Raw genomic sequence first — 14,743 nt, forward strand, 5'->3', positions numbered from 1 at the left:
TAGGAATTTCCCTATGCTACTTGAATCAGCGATCGCCGAGGAAGTGATTACAAACAATCTGAAGCAGTTTCTGTTGGTGCTTTCGGTGTCTCTAGGTGTGGCAACACTACCGCAGATATTTAGCTGGTTTCGCCATATACCTTACACCTTGCTACTGGTGATTGTCGGGTTAGGTTTGGCGTTGGTCGATGTCCGTTTAGTAACCCTTTCCCCGGAATTAATTTTGTTCATTTTTTTACCACCCTTGTTATTTGAAGCCGCATGGAATTTGAAATGGTCAGACTTGAAGCGGGATTTAGTCCCAATTTGCTTGTATGCGGTGTTTGGGGTGTTAATTGCGATCACAGGGGTAGCGATCGCTCTCAATCAACTTGCTGGTATTTCTCTAACTACAGCTTTACTCATCGCAGCCAGTCTATCTGCCACTGACCCTGTTTCTGTAACCGCTTTGTTTCGTACACTGGGCGTAGATAGTCGTCTTGTCACCTTAATGGAAGGCGAAAGCTTGTTCAATGATGGCATGGCTGTAGTTGCCTTTGGTTTTTTAGTGGCCTTATCTTTGGGAACTGTGGAATTGGAATTCCAGCCAATTTTAGTGCAGTTGTTTACAGTTGTTGGCATCGGTGTAGCGGTGGGAGCTTTCATTGGGTTTGGTATTTCCTATCTCACCCAGCGCTTCGATTTGCCCTTGGTGGAACAATCCTTAACTTTAGTTTCCGCTTATGGTACTTACCTGATTATTGAAGACTTGGGTGGTTCTGGGGTAATTGGAGTTGTCACCACAGGTTTGATTTTGGGTAACTTTGGCTCTCGTATCGGCATGAATCCCCGCACTCGGGTTATTGTCTCCGAATTTTGGGAATTTTTGGCGTTCTTTGTAAACTCCATTGTCTTCTTGCTAATTGGCGACCAAATACGCTTTGCCAGTTTAGGCGAAAACCTGCAAATCATTATGGTTACAGTAGCAGCAATGATTGTGATGCGGGCAGTTGGTATTTACATTCTCAGCAAATTGAGCGTTAGCATCACCAAATCAGAAATTTCTTTACCAGACCAAACTATCCTCTGGTGGGGTGGGTTACGTGGTTCCGTCTCCATTGCCCTGGCATTGAGTGTATCGACGATACTACCAGAGCGGGAAAAAATCATTGCAACGGTATTTGGAGTAGTTTTATTTACTCTACTTGTTCAGGGATTGACTATCAAACCTTTGCTGGAAAAACTCAATTTGCTAGGTGATGCACCCTTACGTGAGCAATATTTAGAATTCGTTGCCCGTCATGTTGCCTTAGAACGCGTTTTAGAACACCTCCAGGCAGATCAACGCCCCGGTATTGACCCAGAGTTTCGCCGTTACCAAGAGACACTCATCAAAGGCGAACTTGTAGATTTACGGATGGAGATTGACAAATTACAAGGTGAATATCCGAATCTTCAGAGCTTTATGACTGAACAATTTCGAGGAGAACTGTTGGCAATTGAGGCAGATACTTATGCAGAATTTGTCAAATCTGGGCGCTTAAATAAACAATTAGCATCTATGCTTGAGAATGTTTTGCAGAATAATCAATCTCAATAAATGTCAAGACCTCTTTTTTAGAAAAAGTTGAAGATGAATGATGATAGAGTACCATTCAGGGGGTATAAAAGAAATAGCCAAAAATTACCCTCGAAACCTGATAAATTAAGAACTAACAGAAGTCCGTACGGTTTAAAAACAGTTATTATAAAAAATCAATGATGCAGACATCAAATTTTGTTTATATTTATGATGGCAAAGTCTAAAAAGTTTCGTTGGCAAAAAACTAAATATTCTACTTTAGCCCGAAAAATAGACATTTTCAGGGCTGCGGCTAAATTTATGTTATTTCTGTGGTGGGATAGTATTTTTCCTCAAGATTCTTTAGAACATAAGAAAAACCGCGCTACTTGGTTAGTTGATACTTTAATTGATTTAGGTCCTACTTTTATTAAAATTGGTCAAACTTTGTCAACTCGTGCCGATTTATTGCCTTTAGAATATATAGAAGCTTTGGGAACTTTACAGGATCAAGTTCCGGCTTTTAGTAGTCAAGAAGCAATTAATATGATTGAATTAGAATTAGGTAAACCTATCCAATTTATCTATAAAGAATTTGAATTTAATCCTTTGGCTGCTGCAAGTTTAGGTCAAGTTCATAAAGCGACATTATATTCTAATGAAGAAGTGGTTGTTAAAGTCCAACGTCCAGGTTTAGAGACTTTATTTAATTTAGATTTTAAGATATTATTACAGTTAATTAAGTTTTGCAATAAATATTTGGCTGGAGTAAGAAAGTATAATTTACAATCAATTTACAATGAGTTCTTTGATTTGTTGTTTCAAGAAATTGATTATATTCAAGAGGGAAAAAATTCTGATAAATTTAGAGAAAATTTTCATGGATATCCGCGAGTTATTGTCCCTAAAGTCTATTGGCAATATACAACAACGAAGATATTAACTTTAGAATATAAACCGGGAATTAAAATCAATGATAAGGCGGCTTTGGAAGCTTGTGGAATTAATATTCATAAGGTAAATGAAACGGGGATTTGTTGTTATTTAAAGCAACTATTACAAGATGGTTTTTTTCAAGTTGATCCCCATCCAGGAAATATGGCAGTCAATCCAGATGGGAGTATTATCTTCTATGATTTTGGCATGATGGCAGAAATCGGAACTTTGAATAAGGAGGAGATGATTAAAACTTTTTTTGCTATTTTAAAAAAGGATAGTAATGAGGTAGTAAATACTTTAATGAGGATGGGATTACTTGAACCTGTCCCCGATATGACTCCAGTAAAAAGATTAGTCACATTTTTATTAGATAAATTCACCGACAAACCTTTAGATGTTAAAGCATTGGGTGAGGTGAAAGTCGAACTTTATGAAATGTTTGAACAGCAACCATTTCGCTTACCTGCTCAAATGACATTTATTTTAAAAGCCATAACCACATTAGATGGTATTGCCAGAACTTTAGAGCCTCAATATAATCCTACAGTATTATCCCAAACATTTATCAAAAGTCTGGCAGTCACAAAAAGTAAAGGAAATACTCTCGCTCAATTAAGCCATCAAGCTAGGGATTTTATTCAATATCAATTGACAAAACCGAATAAAACTGAAGTTTTAGTGAAAAAATTAGAGGAAAGAGTTGAAAGGGGAGAGTTACAATTAAGAGTTAAAAATGTTGAAAGCGATCGCCTATTAGGACGAATTTATCTAGCCATCAAAACCTTGATTTATGCTTGTTTAACAGGTTTTAGTCTATTAACGGGGTTAATCTTAATCATCGCCAAATATCATAATTGGGCGATCGCCATTTTTTGTGTATGTGCTTTTTGTCTATATTTATTAATTACATCCCTGATAAAATTAACCATTATCGAGAAAATAGGCAAAAAGTAGTGACTGATGGGCGCAGGCCCTGCGCCCCTACGCTCCTCCCATATCAGTTAACTGGGGGAAGGATAAAGGAAGCGTGAGTGTAAAACTAATTTCACTGAGTTGAGAATTGAGGATAGGAATGCTCTCAACAGTAATTACACCATTGAGATGTTGCACTAAAGACTTCACCAAAGCCAGTCCTAAACCAGTTCCAGGAATCCAGCGCCCTTTACCACGCCGAAATTTATCGAAGATATAAGCCGCTTCTTCTTCAGAGATTCCCTGTCCGGTATTTGTTACCTTAATAATAACTTGATCAAGCTTCCCTGTAACTTGGGGAGTAACTTGTACGCGGACAGTTGTATCATGTTCCGAGTATTTACAGACATTGGTTAATAATTCTTGCATAATTCGGTCAAAACTCTCGACCTCTGTTTGCAACTTTAAAGGCTGACTCGGTAATTCTACGGCAATACTTAATTCCTTATCTGTAAGTTGTTGATCAAATGAGGTGAGGAGGGTTTGAATTTTAGCATTTAAGTCTAGACTTTCAAATTGCGGTGATTCTTGATGAGATTCTAGTTTTTGCAGGGTTAACAGATCATTAATTAAGTTAATTTCCTTAGTACATTCTGACTCTAAGATATTTAAATATCGGTCTTGACGCTCTGGAGAGATTCCTGGTAAACGTAAATTACGGATAGACATCAGCATATTTGTTAGAGGATAGCGCAAGCGATCGCTAATATTGCTCACAAATTCATCTTTAAGTTCATTTAATTGTTGTAGTTGTTCTACATATTGCCTAGTTCTTTCATACAATTTTGCTTGAACTTCCAAACTGCGCTTAAGTTGTTCAGTCCGTTCATCTACTAAAGTTTGTACTTGTCGCAATGTTTGGGATTGAATAACAGCATCACTTAATTGAGCGCAAAGCATTTCTATTAAATTTAAGTCTATTGTTTCCCAACTCCGAGTAGTTGCTTGCTGTAAAACTACAAATCCTAAAACCTTACCTTGACTTTCCAATGGCATTAATATTGTATGAGGAAACTCTTTAATGGCAAGCAAAGAAGCAGAATTGCTAGTATTTTCATCTTCACAATTATTAGTCATGATTGGTTTTCCTGGATCTGTAAATAGAAGCTGACATAAACTGCAATCAGACACCCAGAAAGACTGATCTAAATTATCTAATTCACCAATAGTAGGAGTATGTATTTTTTGTGTCCATGCTCCTACTAAAGTTGCTTTAACCTTGGGTATTTGCTGCTGGGGAAGTTTTCTAAATAATGGATCTGCATATTTAAATAAGATTAGTAATCCCCGATCTGCTTCTAGAGCTTCAGCAGTGGAACTAATCACCAACTGGAGCATTTGATTCAACTCTAATTTACTCCGATTGAGGATAGTTAATTGTTGAATTAAATTTTGATGCTGATTAGCTTTTTGTATATGTTGTTTTTGAGTAGCTAAAACCTGTGATTGTGCTATTTGGGCAAAAGCGATCGCACAACATGAATTTATTGATTGTAATTGTCTAATTTCTGATTCTTGCCATTGATAAGGACGGAATTTAATCAAACTAATTACGCCATTACTTTGATCACCAAAGCGAGTAGAAATCGCCAAAACCGATTTCATTTGTAATGGGATATCCTGCCAACCATTGGCTAAAGTTTTTTGAATAATAGAAATATCCTCAATAGTCAATTTTTTATTGGCACATTGTACCACTGGTAACTCAAACAGCAATTCTTTATAAGCTAATCTCTCTTGACTTGGTAATAAATTGAGAAATTGTTCACTACACCAATGAGCAGTAGTCGTTTCACCAGATGGATCACATACTACTGTCACCAAGCAACAATCTATAGAAAACGCTGTACCTATTGCATGAGCAATATCTGGCAAAATAGAATCTACAAATAAACTATTAGTAATAATTGTATTGATTTTTTCTTGCAAAACATGGGCAATTTCTTCTGGTTGCTGCATTAGATTACTAGGAATTGTATGTAGTTTTTCTCCATCATTTATATATTTGTGTCCTGACAATAAAGGTTTTTTCATTATTTATCCACTTGTAAATATAGCGTTTCCCAGTTTAATGAAGTACACACCAATTTATTCACTGTTCCCTGTTCACTGTTCCCTATTCCCTGTTCCCTGCTATAGTGATAGTGAAAATAATATTGGAAAATTTGATCTTGTGTGAATCTGGCATTTAGGATATCCTGTCTTGAACTAGATACAAACCGTAATTCCTCTATAATTAACCTAGAAATATCAACTTTTACATCCGAATTAACACGGGAAACCTGACCTGATCCGTACTATTGTCTTAAATAAATCTAAAAATTAGGATTTTACCCAGTTACTAAGGTAGCGGCTGGGTAAAATTAACTAAAACTGCCGACTAATCAACCAAACTCTCCAGACTCAGAGGAACCATATCACCATTCCTAGTCAATCCTAATAACATTGACTGTTGCGATGCAATTAATTTACCTGTAAGTACACAGCGCTCATCTTGTTGTGCCACAGCAGCAATACTAGCGCGAATATCAGATTTAGAAAAACGGGGTTTCCATTCACCTGACTTTTGCTGAATATAATTCCAGAGAATATCTCGAATTAAAGACTGATATCCCTGATTGCCAGCAATATCTTTGAGTTTTTCCTTCAGTTCCCGTTCTAGACGGATACTGGTAACTTCCATATCAGTTGTTGGGGTGCGTGTAATGGTCTGCATGATTTTTTCTCCTTATAGGTATAGACAGGATAGTAATACAAGTGTAGTATGTTTAAAGGAATCTTCAATAGGTGAAATTTTTTGTGAAATCCATTTATCCCATCTCCAACTCTTCACAACCAACCAAATGCCTCGGCAGTTGGGAATTTGCTGCGGCAGACGTGGAGAATATATTTATGGGCGAGGATAGCCAACATCAAGGGCAAAGAACAAAAGGCAATTATGATTTTAAATATCCCAGCATGAATTTGCTGAATACAAAACCACAAATAGAGATCAAACGCGGGAGGTACAAGCAAAAAAATGCTGTACCAAAATAAGACGAAAAACCATCAGGTCAATTGTTAACCCCCGCAGAGTCTCAGACAACAAGCGGGGGTTTTTTTATAAGGAGTCAGGCTGTGACAAGCGCAATCCAAGTATTAGAGCAATCTGTGGTCGTGTTTTCCCAGAATTACTTGCCACTGTGTCGGGTAAATATCAAGCGGGCGATAGTGTTGCTAGTCAGCAATAAAGCCGAACCATTGGAATTTTCTACAGAAGGCGGTTGGTTAATTAATTCACCTAGATTCGTCCTCTCTGTCCCCAAACACATTCGCTTAAAAATTACTGCTACGGAACGGATGTGGAAAATTCCCCCAGTGAATCGTCGGGAGGTTTTACGACGAGATCATAGCAGTTGTCAATATTGCGGTACTAACAAACATCTCACCCTAGATCATGTCATTCCCCGATCCAAAGGCGGCCGACATACTTGGGATAACGTAGTCATAGCTTGCGAAAAATGTAATTCTCGCAAGGGCGATAAAACACCCGCTGAAGCTGGTATGCTGCTACGGAAATTACCTAAAGCACCTGTTCACCCGACTGTGACATTTGCTGAGAAGTTTTGGAATGATATGCAAGCAAACCTGGAATAACAGGAGAGCAAAAGGAATGCTGAAATTAACTTACACCGATAACAGTTTTTATTTAGAGTGTCTCACTCAATCCCTCGAAGAATGGGTCGCCCAAAGAGTGATTTTGGCACTGCGTGTCAGTCAAGCTTTGCGTGTTGAACCCACCACAGCTTCCTTTTTGCTACCTCTTGACTTGCCAGGAGTAGAAAGACTGAAAGCCGAAGTAAATCGCCATGATAGTAAAATTATGGGTTTATCTAACTGCGATGCTGAATACTTAGAAGTTACCCTAGATGGTTCTTGGTTATCTGATGGTAATAATGATGCTGTAGGTGTATTTGTCACGACTATGAGCTATAGTGCAGAGTTTTTTTTGTATAAACTTTGGCAAGAGTCTCAAGTCTGTGCTTCCGTTGTTAGTGAGTAAAATCCACCCGTAGGGGCGCAGGGCCTGCGCCCAAAATTGCCCAAAATTCACTGTCATTACGGCATTTCTAAAAGTTCAGGAACTGTAACAAATCGGTAGCCTTGCTGTTTGAGTCCGCTGATGATTGCTGGCAAGGCTTTCACGGTTCTTTCCCGATTTCCACCACCATCGTGCATTAAAACAATAGCTCCTGGTTTAGCATCTCTGATCACATTTTTCACAAATACTTGATATTTTGCTCGCGGATCTGTGTCTGCTGAAGTCACAGACCACATGACAACGGAGTTTTGTTGGCTTTTAGCGTAAGCAGCTAATCCGTTGTTTAAATAGCCTCCTGGGGGACGGAAAAAAGATGTTTTTACACCTGTAGTTTGATAAATTAATTCATTTGTTTTTTCAATTTCACTTTTAGCTGTAGCTTCATCCATTTTTCGATACCAATGATGCCAAGTATGATTACCAATAGCGTGACCTTCAGCGACAACTCGTTTACCAATTTCGGGGTTTTCTTTTAAAGCACTGCCTACCCAAAAGAATGTAGCTTTTACCTGATTTTGTTTGAGGATATCTAACATTTCTGCGGTGGTTTTTGGCCAAGGACCATCATCAATTGTTAAAGCAATGACTTTCTCTTTGTTGCTGAGTGCGACTTGATAAACGGTTTTTGCCTGATATTTAGGAGGAACGGTAAAATTTAGGGTTTCAACTTTAGCTGGTGATTGTGATTTGAGATTGACTTGATTGTGAGGAATGGCAACTTTTAAAGACTCACTATTGATTTTTAATTGGGGTGCATTTGGGTTGCTGCTACAAGCATTTAGAGATAATACTATTGTGGCAATGCTAATTATTTTTATAGAATTATAATTTGGGGACATAAAGTGTCTAAATTGAAATCTATACACAAAGCTAGTTTTACTCCTTCTTATTCCTTCTTATTCCTTCTTACTCCTTCTTATTCCTTCTTATTCCTCCTTCTTCCTCCTGACTCCTGACTCCTCCTGTAATATAGATTACAAATAATAACCAACATCAGATTTTATTAATTTTATCGGACACAATTAGCTGTATGCTTAATGATAGGCAACCTAGTTGTCACTTCACGTAATTAGGCATAAAAAAACTTAACATTAATAACTCTTTTGCTTGTTGGTATTAGTTTTACTGCTAATCAGTTAATTTATGCCTAAATGCTCAACTTGGTTATTTAGCACATCAGGAAGAACATTCTGATAGCTTGCCTGACGCAGCCATAGCTCAATACTAGCAGCAAAAACCACAAAAACCTTCACGACAAAGACGGAAAAATGATCCAAAAAATTTTGTTGGCTGTCTCCGGTTTGGGACACGCGGAAGAAATGCTCAAGAACTTGAAAGAACTCCCTTCATTTCGAGGAGCAAAAGTCACCGTTCTCCACGTTGTTACTCCACAAAGCACCGCGTCTGTAATGACTGACAAATGGGAGGAAGGGGGCAAAATTCTGGCTAAGGCTATTCAGTATTTAAACTTAGATCCCAGCCAAGTTTCTTCGATTTTACGTCAAGGTGATCCCAAGGATGTGGTTTGTCAAGTCGCTGACGAAATGGAAGCTGATTTGATTATTATGGGTTCACGGGGAATGAAGCGACTACAATCAATTTTCTCCAATTCCGTCAGTCAGTACGTTTTCCAATTGTCTTCCCGTCCCATGTTGCTGGTGAAAGATGACATTTATGTCAAGAACATTAAGCGCGTTATGGTGGCTATGGATAATTCTGAGGCTGCTAAAAATTGCTTGAATTTAGCTTTGTTCTTACTCCGGGGTGTTACGGGTGGACAATTGGTTTTAGCTAATGTTAATGCAGACTTAGGTGGTAAGTTATCAGGTATTACTGACCTTAAACCAGAGAAGAATTCTGTTTTAGGAATGGCTTTAGCAGAAGCCGAGAGACAATCTGTAGCGGTGCGTTGTGTTACTAGCAGTGGTAAACCAGGAGAAGAAATTTGTCGTTTAACTAATGAGTTAAATATAGACTTATTATTGATTGGTTCTCCAGACCGTCGCCCATCTATTGCTAAGAGTTTTGTTGATATAGATCGGCTAATTGGCTCGTCTTTATCTGATTATGTTCGTGTTAATGCTACCTGCCCTGTGCTTTTGGCACGTACTACTGGGTAATGTCTTTGTATTAGCAATTAATAAATAAAAACCCCTGCACTATATTTAGTTTAGGGGGGTTTTTATTTTATAGACCAGATATTAACTGTCTTTTCCACCGATTTTAAGTTGCTCACAAAAGCTAATAGCTGTTCGCAAAGCTGTCAATTAACCTTCAGTCTTGGAGGTTTGGATGTAAAGCATGATTAAAAACACGGCGGGTACTAGTACGAACAAAATGCTCGCTACGAAACCCAAATCATTAACTTGCATAGCAAGATAGCCTTTTGTGTAATTTCGAGTCAACTATTCCAGAATAGCATCATAGATGACAGAGTGAAGCCAAATTTTTTATCGGCTTTTAAGGTTTGGTAATAACGCTAACGGGGCCATTAACTAAAGTTTGACAAGCTAAACGGTAATTTTCAGGTTTGTTTTTGAATTTGCGGTTTTCTAGGTCTGTGCGGGGAGATAGGTTTTCTAGTCCTTCGACAATTTGGACAACACAAGTGGTACATTGTCCAGCACCTCCGCAATTGGTTATTTTGCTGAAAAATGTATAAATATCAATGCCATTTTCTACGGCTTTAAGTCGAAGGTTAGCACCTTTGGCGACGACTATTTCTCGATTCTCTTTGATAAATTTGATATTTCCCATAATAGATTCCTGGTAATGGAGGATGTGACTGGATTAATTATATTGATTTATTGCAAAATATTAAGAATTATTAATTTTATAAAAAAATAGGACAGGTTTGTGTTGCCTGTCCAAAAAATTGGAGATGGGTAATTTATCTGAAACCCACTGCTGCTTGCCACACAAATGCAAGTAACAAGAAGAAGACGGGAATAACTGGTAATACATCTACCAAGGGGTCGAAGATTTGGTAAGCTTCAGGCAATTTTGCTAGTAATAGTGCTGCTTCCATGTTTGTTTAAATCCACCTAATAATCAAATATCTTTTATATGCGATATCTATTTTAACATGATTGGGGAAATGATCAGTCGTCAGTTTTTTCGAGATCAACTGTTGAGGGTTCGAGCCAATGACCAAAATCGGTGACAAAGCGATCGCTCAAAATAGATGCGCGAATCTTTTGGGTAAAGCGAATCAGTTCGGTGATGTTATGAATAGTCAACAAAGTATATGCTAATATTTCCTGCGATCGCACTAAATGAGATAAATAAGCCCGACTGAAATTTTCACAGGTGTAACAAGGGCAAGTTGTATCCAATGGCGTAAAATCTTCACGAAACTTAGCATTTTTGATATTCCAGCGCTCACCGGAGACAATAGCTGTTCCATGTCTAGCCCAACGGGTAGGAATGACGCAATCAAATAAATCTACACCAGAAGCGATCGCTATGGCCATTTCTCGATAAGTCCCCACACCCATCAAATAACGGGGTTTATTCACCGGTAACAACGGGGCTGTCGTTTGCACAATTTGCGCCATTAAATCCGTTGGTTCACCCACACTCACACCACCAATGGCATATCCCGGCATATCCAACTGCGCCAATTCTTGAGCAGCACGGGCGCGTAAATCTAAATATACTCCTCCCTGAACAATGGGAAACAATGCCTGATCTGAGCGTTGATGGGCGGATATAGAGCGTTTTAACCAGCGATACGTCCTGTCAGTAGCAGCTTCTACTTCTTGACGAGTGGCTGGATAGGGAGGACATTCATCAAAAGCCATGATCACATCCGCCCCTAAAACATTCTGAATTTCAATAGAGCGTTCTGGAGTTAATTTAATGATTTGCCCATCATGGGGCGAACGGAAAGTTACACCTTCTTCAGTAATTTTCCGCATTTCGCTCAGGCTGAAAACCTGAAATCCACCGGAGTCTGTGAGCATTGGTCCAGACCAACCCATGAATTTATGTAACCCACCACCACCAGCAACGATGGCTTCTCCCGGTTGGAGATGTAGATGATAGGTATTAGCTAAAACCATCTGCGCTCCTGTTGCTCCCAGTTGGGCAGGGGTGATAGTTTTGACGTTAGCTAATGTTCCCACAGGCATAAATCTGGGAGTTTCTACAATTCCGTGAGGGGTAGAAAATATTCCGGCTCTGGCTTTGGTCTGGCTACAGGTAGCGAGACTTTCAAAGGAAAAATTGGCACTCAAGGCAAAAATACTATTTAGCTAAATTTATCCACCAACTTAACATTTTTGGGGCTACTTCAGGCAGTTTGTAGGGGTTTTTGTGTTGTGAGGGTGACACCCTGCAATCCACTATGACCCCAGAGAAGATATGATTTCTTTAGTTAAGGTTTTGTGATAGCGTAGGGCAATCTACAATTCACTACTCATCCTTTATTCTTCTTCCTCCTGACTCCTGACTCCTTTAAAAGGAATCATAACAGTCGTCATCAATTTCTGCATCCCATCTAGCTGCTAGGACTTGATCCATCATTGCTTCGATCACAGTGACATTAAATTGGCGATCGCGTCGTGTTTGCAAAGGTGTAGAAAGAGGAATCAGGCGTAAACACATTTGCTCTTGGATTAAGTCGAAGTAGGTTTCTTTTTGTGGAGATTGTTTTAATTCCAGATAATCAAAACTATCCACATTCACATATAGTGCATTATTAGTAACCAAGGTAGAGCGATGAGAATCAGCGAATACTTCCATTACATCCCCTTCACCCTCACTCAGTAGCTGATTTTCTTGGGTGTAGATGTAGTGGACTCTACCTAAATCATGCAGTAATCTGCGGATATCGAGTTTATTGACAACTATGCCCATGTTGACTATGCACGGGGCTGGTATTCTTGTGTGGGGTAGATGATGACTCATAGAGAAATAGCGGGTTATGGAAGGTGAGTGACAACGCAGCCAGACAATCGAAGAGATGGATTGTTAATTTCCCATAGTTCCAAAATATCAGGTAGGAGGCGATCGCCTCATCTTTTGAGCTAGATTGCCAGTCTGGGAGTAATTTATGGTGGGAACATTTATATTCATGAATACTAGAAGTATTTGGCTAATTAAACTCTTTCTCAAGTATGGCTAACGTTTTGCGCTGGTGGCAACAGCAATTCCTAAATTTAGTTGCGGCTGTAATTTTCTATACTGCTATTCCCTTACCCTATCTGCAAAATTTGGACTTCCAAAAGGTTGCTTGTTTTGCGCCGGTAATTGGGTTGATAATTGGCGGAATCTTAGGTGGATTAGATACGGGGATGAATTATTTAGGTGTCCCCGTGCTAACTCGTAATGCTTTGGTAGTGGCTGCGTGGATAGCAATTACGGGAGGGTTACATTTAGATGGTGCGATGGATACGGCTGATGGTTTAGCGGTAGGTGATCCTGAACGCAGGTTACAGGTAATGATGGATAGTGCCACTGGTGCGTTTGGGGCAATGTCCGCTATTATCATTATTATTTTGAAAATAACAGCTTTAGCAGAGATAGGTGAAAACCATTATTTTGTATTAATGGCCGCTTGTGGGTGGGGACGTTGGGGACAACAAATAGCTATTTGTCAATATCCATATCTAAAACCTACTGGTAAAGGTGCGTTTCATAAACTAGCAATTCGTTCTTATTTGGATTTGTTACCAAGCTTATTTTTATTGTTGGGTTTGAGTGTTGTTGTTTGGGTAATTTATCCCCAGAAGTTAGTTTTATCTGTGGGGATGGTTTTGGCTGGGAGTGTGATTTCTGTTGTTACCGCAGCTTGGTTTAATTATAAGTTAGGTGGACATACGGGAGATACTTATGGGGCTGTGGTGGAGTGGACTGAAGCGTTGTTTTTGTGTATAATCAGCAGTATTTAGGGTTTACCAGATTTTCTAAATTTGGCAGATTATACTGTAATTTAGTAACTAAAGGGTCAATAAGATGGACGCATTAAATCATGGGGAAATCGTCGGTACTCATCATTTCTTCGATGCGGTTACTGATCATGCGGCGCAAAACTTCAGTGATATTAATCACGATTTAAACTCAAGTTATTCCAGTCATGTTGAATCAATCTCTCAGGGACTTGACCAACATTCTCATAATTTCTCAAACGATTTTTCTCACGACTTCAATCCTGGTACAATAATACATTCTGACTGTATTGCCTTCTCTGGGACTGATTTTAATTCTAGTCTTGATCATCTACACAATTCTATTCAGATCGAAACCCCAAGTTTTGATCATCATCTATCTACCAGTAATTTTCATGCTGAAGTGATGCCTCGTGAAGCGACACCAGATTATGCGGCGGCAGCTAATAATGAAGGCTGGGCAAAGCATTATGAAGGTTTAGCCTCAAGTTGGGCAAATGGTGGGTCTTATGATATGGCTGCTTCTTTGCAAAAAGACGCTGATTATCATCATCAAAAAGCGGCTGAAAATCTTAACCAATAATTAGATTTTCTGCTTTTAAGTTTAAGGGCGAACGCAATTTGCCCCTACATAAAATCTTGGGGATTAGTAGGGGCGCAAGGCTTGCATCTTTTAGTAGGTGCGGTTTAATTGAAATTAATTGAGATCAAATTAAATTTACCAAAAATTATTGTGGAGAAATTAAAACTATGCCTGTAGTAGAATCTATGGCTGGAATGTATATTCTAAGTAGCGTTATAAGTAGTGTGTCTTCTTTAGTATCAAGTGGTGTAAATGCTTGGTCATCTCATAAAAACCGTCAATCGTCGGAAAGGATTAGTGCTTTAAGTCGGGATTCGTCGGAAGAGGTGGCACGGTTAAGTAGAAAACATTCTGCCGAATTACAATATAATCAAATTAAATTTTCAGTATTGCAACAAAGAGAAAATCAAGATTTTCAAAGAGAATTAGCCGAACTTAGTCACGAAAGATTAAAGGAAATTGAGGCTTATCGGGCAGAAGTTAATTTTGCGATTAATCAAAAAAATTTAGACTTTCAAAAGTGGAGTTTTGAACAGAGAAAAATAATTGAATATGATATTTTACAATTACAGCAAAATTTTCAACGTGATTTAACCAATATTCAGCATCAAAACGCTTTAATACAAATGCGGGAAAGAATGAGGGCGGATAAATCACCTATTAATAATTTAGCTTGTGATTTGTAACTGTTCACACTCCCCCACTAAAAAGGAATTAGGAAGTAACAGGGATAGGAG

At 38.7% G+C, this 14,743-nt stretch carries 18 protein-coding genes; 9 read left to right on the top strand and 9 right to left on the bottom strand.

Annotated features, from left to right (window positions below; genetic code table 11):
- The first annotated feature begins 13 nt into the window (after positions 1-13).
- A complete protein-coding gene (locus tag FJR05_RS05725) occupies positions 14-1,579 on the top strand; it encodes a sodium:proton antiporter (RefSeq protein WP_168643224.1) in 1,566 nt (521 codons plus the stop codon).
- 189 nt (positions 1,580-1,768) lie between these two features.
- Positions 1,769-3,433: an AarF/ABC1/UbiB kinase family protein gene (locus tag FJR05_RS05730; RefSeq protein WP_168643225.1), complete on the top strand. Its 1,665-nt coding sequence runs from the start codon at positions 1,769-1,771 to the stop codon at positions 3,431-3,433.
- Between the two features lie 27 nt (positions 3,434-3,460).
- On the opposite strand, the gene FJR05_RS05735 is transcribed toward FJR05_RS05730, so the two are convergent.
- The gene (locus FJR05_RS05735; RefSeq protein WP_168643226.1) at positions 3,461-5,485 is read right to left on the bottom strand and encodes an ATP-binding protein; all 2,025 of its coding nucleotides are present in this window, start codon (positions 5,483-5,485) and stop codon (positions 3,461-3,463) included.
- Positions 5,486-5,831: 346 nt separating this feature from the next.
- On the bottom strand, positions 5,832-6,167 hold the full coding sequence (locus FJR05_RS05740; protein WP_168643227.1) for a ribbon-helix-helix domain-containing protein: 336 nt from the start codon (positions 6,165-6,167) through the stop codon (positions 5,832-5,834).
- Between the two features lie 83 nt (positions 6,168-6,250).
- On the opposite strand from FJR05_RS05740, the gene FJR05_RS05745 reads away from it, so the two are divergent.
- The 3 genes from FJR05_RS05745 (at position 6,251) to FJR05_RS05755 (ending at position 7,493) form a co-directional block, all read left to right on the top strand.
- The gene (locus FJR05_RS05745) at positions 6,251-6,487 is read left to right on the top strand and encodes a hypothetical protein (protein ID WP_371416814.1); all 237 of its coding nucleotides are present in this window, start codon (positions 6,251-6,253) and stop codon (positions 6,485-6,487) included.
- 81 nt (positions 6,488-6,568) lie between these two features.
- Positions 6,569-7,087 carry an HNH endonuclease gene (locus FJR05_RS05750; RefSeq protein WP_168643229.1) on the top strand — a complete coding sequence of 173 codons (519 nt, stop codon included), beginning with the start codon at positions 6,569-6,571 and terminating at the stop codon, positions 7,085-7,087.
- A 16-nt stretch (positions 7,088-7,103) separates the two neighbouring features.
- Positions 7,104-7,493 (top strand): alr0857 family protein, encoded by a 390-nt coding sequence (locus tag FJR05_RS05755; protein WP_168643230.1) that lies wholly within the window; start codon positions 7,104-7,106, stop codon positions 7,491-7,493.
- A 56-nt stretch (positions 7,494-7,549) separates the two neighbouring features.
- Here the strand turns inward: FJR05_RS05755 and FJR05_RS05760 are convergent, their stop codons facing one another.
- Entirely contained in the window at positions 7,550-8,371 is an 822-nt protein-coding gene (locus FJR05_RS05760; RefSeq protein WP_168643231.1) for a polysaccharide deacetylase family protein, read from the bottom strand.
- Between the two features lie 297 nt (positions 8,372-8,668).
- On the bottom strand, positions 8,669-8,809 hold the full coding sequence (locus FJR05_RS05765) for a hypothetical protein (RefSeq protein WP_168643232.1): 141 nt from the start codon (positions 8,807-8,809) through the stop codon (positions 8,669-8,671).
- Here FJR05_RS05765 and FJR05_RS05770 point away from each other — a divergent pair.
- A complete protein-coding gene (locus FJR05_RS05770; protein WP_168643233.1) occupies positions 8,801-9,652 on the top strand; it encodes a universal stress protein in 852 nt (283 codons plus the stop codon). The genes FJR05_RS05765 and FJR05_RS05770 overlap by 9 nt on opposite strands.
- Before the next feature lie 147 nt (positions 9,653-9,799).
- Here the strand turns inward: FJR05_RS05770 and psbM are convergent, their stop codons facing one another.
- The 5 genes from psbM to FJR05_RS05795 all read right to left on the bottom strand — a co-directional run bounded on the left by psbM (position 9,800) and on the right by FJR05_RS05795 (position 12,443).
- On the bottom strand, positions 9,800-9,904 hold the full coding sequence (gene psbM / locus FJR05_RS05775; protein ID WP_015079946.1) for a photosystem II reaction center protein PsbM: 105 nt from the start codon (positions 9,902-9,904) through the stop codon (positions 9,800-9,802).
- Positions 9,905-9,992: 88 nt separating this feature from the next.
- The gene (locus FJR05_RS05780) at positions 9,993-10,289 is read right to left on the bottom strand and encodes a 2Fe-2S iron-sulfur cluster-binding protein (RefSeq protein WP_168643234.1); all 297 of its coding nucleotides are present in this window, start codon (positions 10,287-10,289) and stop codon (positions 9,993-9,995) included.
- Positions 10,290-10,422: 133 nt separating this feature from the next.
- Positions 10,423-10,560, bottom strand: a complete 138-nt coding sequence (locus FJR05_RS05785; RefSeq protein ID WP_006195022.1) for a photosystem II reaction center protein K — start codon at positions 10,558-10,560, stop codon at positions 10,423-10,425.
- Between the two features lie 73 nt (positions 10,561-10,633).
- Positions 10,634-11,770, bottom strand: coding sequence for a tRNA guanosine(34) transglycosylase Tgt (gene tgt / locus FJR05_RS05790; RefSeq protein ID WP_168643235.1), 1,137 nt, complete (start codon positions 11,768-11,770; stop codon positions 10,634-10,636).
- A gap of 220 nt (positions 11,771-11,990) precedes the next feature.
- Positions 11,991-12,443 (bottom strand): hypothetical protein, encoded by a 453-nt coding sequence (locus FJR05_RS05795; protein WP_168643236.1) that lies wholly within the window; start codon positions 12,441-12,443, stop codon positions 11,991-11,993.
- A gap of 209 nt (positions 12,444-12,652) precedes the next feature.
- Here FJR05_RS05795 and cobS point away from each other — a divergent pair, with 209 nt between their 5' ends.
- The 3 genes from cobS to FJR05_RS05810 all read left to right on the top strand — a co-directional run bounded on the left by cobS (position 12,653) and on the right by FJR05_RS05810 (position 14,692).
- Complete coding sequence (gene cobS / locus FJR05_RS05800) at positions 12,653-13,426, top strand: adenosylcobinamide-GDP ribazoletransferase (RefSeq protein WP_168643237.1); 774 nt, start codon at positions 12,653-12,655, stop codon at positions 13,424-13,426.
- Positions 13,427-13,490: 64 nt separating this feature from the next.
- The gene (locus FJR05_RS05805; protein WP_168643238.1) at positions 13,491-14,006 is read left to right on the top strand and encodes a hypothetical protein; all 516 of its coding nucleotides are present in this window, start codon (positions 13,491-13,493) and stop codon (positions 14,004-14,006) included.
- Between the two features lie 167 nt (positions 14,007-14,173).
- A complete protein-coding gene (locus tag FJR05_RS05810; RefSeq protein WP_217385529.1) occupies positions 14,174-14,692 on the top strand; it encodes a hypothetical protein in 519 nt (172 codons plus the stop codon).
- The last annotated feature ends 51 nt before the right edge of the window (positions 14,693-14,743 follow it).

The sequence above is a fragment of the Dolichospermum sp. UHCC 0259 genome, assembly GCF_009711935.1.
Taxonomy (GTDB): Bacteria; Cyanobacteriota; Cyanobacteriia; order Cyanobacteriales; family Nostocaceae; genus Dolichospermum.

What these genes read in the sequence shown, in the direction of transcription:
- FJR05_RS05785 (WP_006195022.1), bottom strand. Translation starts at nt 10,560, where the DNA reads ATGGAAGCAGCACTATTACTAGCAAAATTGCCTGAAGCTTACCAAATC.
- FJR05_RS05725 (WP_168643224.1), top strand. Translation starts at nt 14, where the DNA reads ATGCTACTTGAATCAGCGATCGCCGAGGAAGTGATTACAAACAATCTG.
- FJR05_RS05770 (WP_168643233.1), top strand. Translation starts at nt 8,801, where the DNA reads ATGATCCAAAAAATTTTGTTGGCTGTCTCCGGTTTGGGACACGCGGAA.
- FJR05_RS05735 (WP_168643226.1), bottom strand. Translation starts at nt 5,485, where the DNA reads ATGAAAAAACCTTTATTGTCAGGACACAAATATATAAATGATGGAGAA.
- FJR05_RS05760 (WP_168643231.1), bottom strand. Translation starts at nt 8,371, where the DNA reads ATGTCCCCAAATTATAATTCTATAAAAATAATTAGCATTGCCACAATA.
- cobS (WP_168643237.1), top strand. Translation starts at nt 12,653, where the DNA reads ATGGCTAACGTTTTGCGCTGGTGGCAACAGCAATTCCTAAATTTAGTT.
- FJR05_RS05810 (WP_217385529.1), top strand. Translation starts at nt 14,174, where the DNA reads ATGCCTGTAGTAGAATCTATGGCTGGAATGTATATTCTAAGTAGCGTT.
- FJR05_RS05740 (WP_168643227.1), bottom strand. Translation starts at nt 6,167, where the DNA reads ATGCAGACCATTACACGCACCCCAACAACTGATATGGAAGTTACCAGT.
- FJR05_RS05805 (WP_168643238.1), top strand. Translation starts at nt 13,491, where the DNA reads ATGGACGCATTAAATCATGGGGAAATCGTCGGTACTCATCATTTCTTC.
- FJR05_RS05795 (WP_168643236.1), bottom strand. Translation starts at nt 12,443, where the DNA reads ATGAGTCATCATCTACCCCACACAAGAATACCAGCCCCGTGCATAGTC.
- FJR05_RS05730 (WP_168643225.1), top strand. Translation starts at nt 1,769, where the DNA reads ATGATGGCAAAGTCTAAAAAGTTTCGTTGGCAAAAAACTAAATATTCT.
- FJR05_RS05755 (WP_168643230.1), top strand. Translation starts at nt 7,104, where the DNA reads ATGCTGAAATTAACTTACACCGATAACAGTTTTTATTTAGAGTGTCTC.
- psbM (WP_015079946.1), bottom strand. Translation starts at nt 9,904, where the DNA reads ATGCAAGTTAATGATTTGGGTTTCGTAGCGAGCATTTTGTTCGTACTA.
- FJR05_RS05780 (WP_168643234.1), bottom strand. Translation starts at nt 10,289, where the DNA reads ATGGGAAATATCAAATTTATCAAAGAGAATCGAGAAATAGTCGTCGCC.